The 4,236-nt window shown below is 54.0% G+C and carries 5 protein-coding genes; all 5 read left to right on the top strand.

The annotated features are described in order from the left end of the window. The first annotated feature begins 35 nt into the window (after positions 1-35). Positions 36-1,193 (top strand): iron-containing alcohol dehydrogenase, encoded by a 1,158-nt coding sequence (locus tag UB23_RS24410; protein WP_045061818.1) that lies wholly within the window; start codon positions 36-38, stop codon positions 1,191-1,193. 81 nt (positions 1,194-1,274) lie between these two features. Then, complete coding sequence (locus tag UB23_RS24405) at positions 1,275-1,952, top strand: type 1 glutamine amidotransferase domain-containing protein (RefSeq protein ID WP_038443625.1); 678 nt, start codon at positions 1,275-1,277, stop codon at positions 1,950-1,952. Positions 1,953-1,962: 10 nt separating this feature from the next. Beyond that, a complete protein-coding gene (locus UB23_RS24400; RefSeq protein WP_010562395.1) occupies positions 1,963-2,256 on the top strand; it encodes a DUF1330 domain-containing protein in 294 nt (97 codons plus the stop codon). Between the two features lie 93 nt (positions 2,257-2,349). Continuing rightward, positions 2,350-3,741 (top strand): NAD-dependent succinate-semialdehyde dehydrogenase, encoded by a 1,392-nt coding sequence (locus tag UB23_RS24395; protein WP_045061817.1) that lies wholly within the window; start codon positions 2,350-2,352, stop codon positions 3,739-3,741. A gap of 261 nt (positions 3,742-4,002) precedes the next feature. Next, the coding region (locus tag UB23_RS24390) for an aldehyde dehydrogenase family protein (RefSeq protein WP_045061816.1) at positions 4,003-4,236 on the top strand (234 nt) is incomplete at its 3' end.

Here is a 4,236-nt window from a genome sequence, read left to right as displayed (position 1 = left end):
ATATACGACTGGTCTATTTAATCGGAGTTAAAGCAATGTTTAATTTTGACTTCTACAACCCTACGCGAATCGTCTTCGGCAACGAAACCATCAGCCGCCTGGATGAACTGGTTCCGGCTGCGGCCCGCATCCTGCTGCTCTATGGTGGCCAGAGCGCTCGTGCAAACGGTACGCTCCGCGAAGTCCGTGACGCATTAGGCTCTCGGGAAGTGCAAGAATTCGGGGGTATAGAGCCAAACCCCAGCTATGAAACGCTAATCAAGGCTGTTGATCAGGTTCGCACCCATCGCTTGGATTTTCTCCTGGCTGTCGGTGGAGGTTCGGTCATCGATGGCACCAAGTTCGTTGCCGCTGCTGTTGGCTACGAGGGTGATGCTTGGGACATTCTGGAAACGCGGGGTGCAAGTATTCGACGAGCGCTGCCATTTGGCACCGTTCTGACCCTACCGGCAACTGGCTCGGAAATGAACAATGGAGGCGTGGTTACTCGCCGGGCGACACAAGACAAGCTGCCGTTTCGAAGCGCTTACATGTTTCCACAATTCTCGATTCTCGATCCCACCAAAACCCAAACCCTCCCCACCCGTCAACTCGCAAACGGCGTTGTCGATGCGTTCGTGCATGTCATTGAGCAGTACCTGACCTACCCAATCGATGCGCGCGTCCAAGATCGTTTTGCCGAAGGTCTTTTACAAACGCTGATCGAAATTGGCCCCCTTGTACTGAAAGAGTCCGCGGACTACAGCACGCGTGCCAACCTCATGTGGACGGCCACTTTGGCGCTCAATGGCCTGATCGGAGCGGGCGTACCACAGGACTGGTCCACCCACATGATCGGCCATGAGCTCACCGCGCTGTACGGCATCGATCACGCACGGACCCTGGCCATCGTACTTCCTGCGAACCTAGAGATTCGTCGTGAAGCCAAGCGCGCGAAGCTGCTGCAGTACGCCGAGCGGGTTTGGCAGATCAGCCAAGGGGACAAAGAACAACGGATTGACATGGCCATACAACAGACCCGGATGTTCTTCGAGAGCCTGGGCTTACCGACGCACTTATCCGCCTACAAGCTCGGCACTGACGCTATAGATGCGCTAATAAACCAGCTCGACACACACCACCTCACCGCACTCGGCGAACACAACAACGTCAGTTTAGACGTCAGCCGCCGTGTGCTTGAAGCGAGCCTATAAGCCAACCTCCAGCACTGCTTATCCACACAGGCAGCGCATTACAAAACATCCACAAGCATGCACAACTGCAAGGTATACGACATGAAGATTCTCCTCGTTCTGACTTCCCACGACCAGCTTGGTGACACTGGCGAGAAGACCGGTTTCTGGCTCGAAGAGCTGGCCGCGCCTTACTACGCCTTCATCGACGCTGGCGTGCAAGTGACCCTAGCATCGCCGAAAGGCGGTCAACCACCCATCGACCCAAAGAGCAATGAGCCCGACTTCCAGACAGACGCCACCCGTCGCTTTCAGACCGATTCAGTCGCCACTCACGCGCTGGCCAACACCGAGAAACTGAGCGACGTGATCAGTTCCGAGTTTGATGCGGTGTTCTACCCTGGCGGCCATGGCCCACTGTGGGATCTTGCGGAGAACACCTTTTCTATCTCTCTGATCGAGCAATCAATCCAATCCGGCAAACCTGTCGGAGCGGTTTGTCACGCACCAGCGGTTTTGCGCCATGTCAAGTGTGTAGATGGCAAACCTCTGGTTGCAGGCAAGACAGTAACCGGTTTCAGCAATAGCGAGGAGGCTGCGGTGGGTCTAACTCAAATCGTGCCTTTCCTGGTAGAGGATATGCTCAAGGCAAATGGTGGGCGCTATACCAAGGGTGCTGACTGGAGCGTTCATGTCGAAGTCGATGGGTTGCTCGTAACTGGCCAGAACCCAGCTTCCTCTGAAGCTACGGCTCACTCGCTGCTCAAACTGTTGGCCTGAGACTACGTCAATGTCCGCCTACGTAGTCTTCACACGTGAACACACCACAGACGAGGCTGAGTTGAAACTCTATGCCCGTAAAGCACCGGCGGCACGCCAGGGTCGGAACCTCACACCATTGGCCTTCTACGGCCAACTGGAGGTGCTCGAAGGCGGACCGATTGAGGGCGCAGTCATTCTTCAATTTCCGGACATAGCAGCAGCTCGAGAGTGGTACTCCAGCCCCGCCTACCAAGAGGCACTGCAACATCGTCTTAAAGGTGCGGTTTACAGAGTATTCCTGATTGATGGCATCAATCATTAGTAAATGCACCAAAATATTCCCGCAGTTTAGGTCCTGTCTACTTACCAGCCTCATTAACAAATCAAATTTACTTAAAATTACTGGAGAAACAGCATGGCATACGCATCCGTTAATCCCTATACAGGTGAAGTTCTAAAAAGTTTTCCAGATGCAACAGATATTCAGATTGAACAGGCTCTTGAGGCGTCTCACAACGCATTTCTTGTCTGGAAGAATTGCTCAATCGCAGAGCGTGGGGCCGTCCTTCAGCGAGCTGCCGACCTGCTGCGCGCGCGAGCAAACGACTATGCCCGGTTGCTAACACTGGAAATGGGCAAGATCACTGCCGAAGCATTAGGTGAAGTAGAAATCTCAGCAAGTATCTTTGAGTATTACGTTAAACATGCAGAAGCTTTGTTAACTCCGCAGAAGCTGCCGGTAGCCGACCCAGCCGAGGGTGAAGCAATCTTGGTCCATGAGCCGTTGGGCACTATCCTGGCCATTGAACCATGGAACTTTCCTTACTATCAAATTGCTCGCATTCTCGCACCACAGTTGGCAGCGGGTAATACCGTGCTGCTCAAACATGCTTCAAACGTACCGCAATGTGCCGAAGCTTTCGAACAACTACTGCTTGATGCTGGTCTACCTGCTGGCGCATTCAGCAACATGTACGCAACTCGCCAGCAAATCGAGACAATCCTCAACGACTCTCGAGTACACGGGGTGGCACTGACCGGTTCCGAAGGCGCAGGTGCCATCATCGCCTCCCAGGCTGGCAAGGCACTGAAGAAATCTACATTGGAACTGGGGGGGGCAGATGCCTTCATAGTTCTGCGCGACGCTGAACTGAAAAAGACCGTGAAGTGGGCTGTTGTAGGCCGTCACTGGAATGCTGGACAGGTGTGCATATCATCCAAACGCATGATTGTAGTGGAAGAAGTCTACGATGAGTTCCTGCGCCTTTATGCCGAAGGTGTAGCACAACTGAAGGCCGGCGACCCGTTCGATCCGGAAACAAATCTAGCCCCCCTGTCATCTCAAACTGCCGCCGACGAAATCCGCGCGAAGATTCGTGAAGCAGTCAACTACGGTGCTACGGCCACCGAGGTTGGGCCCAAGGTACCAAGCAAGGGTGCATTTGTTCAACCGACCATTCTGACCAACCTGACGCCTGATAACCCTGCCTACTACTGGGAGTTCTTCGGTCCAGTCTCGATGATCTTACGAGCTAAAGACGAAGAAGACGCGATAGTTATCGCCAACGACTCTCCGTTCGGGCTCGGTGGTTCGGTATTCACCGCAGACGCCCAGCATGGTGTTGAGGTTGCTAAGCGCATCGAGACAGGCATGGTGTTCGTCAATCACCCAACGTCATCGAAAGCCGACCTACCTTTCGGCGGAATCAAAAGATCTGGTTACGGTCGCGAGCTGATTGGTTTGGGAATCAAGGAATTCGTCAACCACAAGCTGATTAACGTCATGGATATCGACGCGCCGTTCTGACTTACATCTTCACCTCAATGCAAACAGGCCTCAGTGCTTTTATGCAGCAGCCCCCCCCTCTTTGATGAAGAGATCGGGGGGGGGCTGGACTACGTTGCCAAGCCTGGCGCGCAGCACAGCGCGCTCCCCGCCGATCCAGAAGCAGGCTGAAAAAGTGCGGCGATAGGAATGCCTGCGCGAATACACAACTACATATTGACATATATCAATATCTCAAATAATCTCAACCAAACCCATCGCACTTACCTCAGGAGGTAACCCATGCAAAATTCCAGTGATACCCATCCGAGCTACCTTCCCGACAACAGCTACGGCCTGTTTATCGACAACCAGTGGGTGGCGGCCGAAAATGGTGAAACCCTCGACATTATCAACCCCGCCAACGGAAAAATTCTCACCAACATCCCAAACGCCACAGCTGCCGACGTCGACCGCGCGGTGCAGGCCGCAAAACGCGCCTTCGTGACCTGGCGTACCACCTCGACCGCGGAACGC

The sequence above is a fragment of the Pseudomonas sp. ES3-33 genome, from assembly GCF_000952175.1.
Lineage (GTDB): Bacteria > Pseudomonadota > Gammaproteobacteria > Pseudomonadales > Pseudomonadaceae > Aquipseudomonas > Aquipseudomonas gregormendelii.
This window is presented reverse-complemented; position numbering and strand designations above follow the sequence as displayed.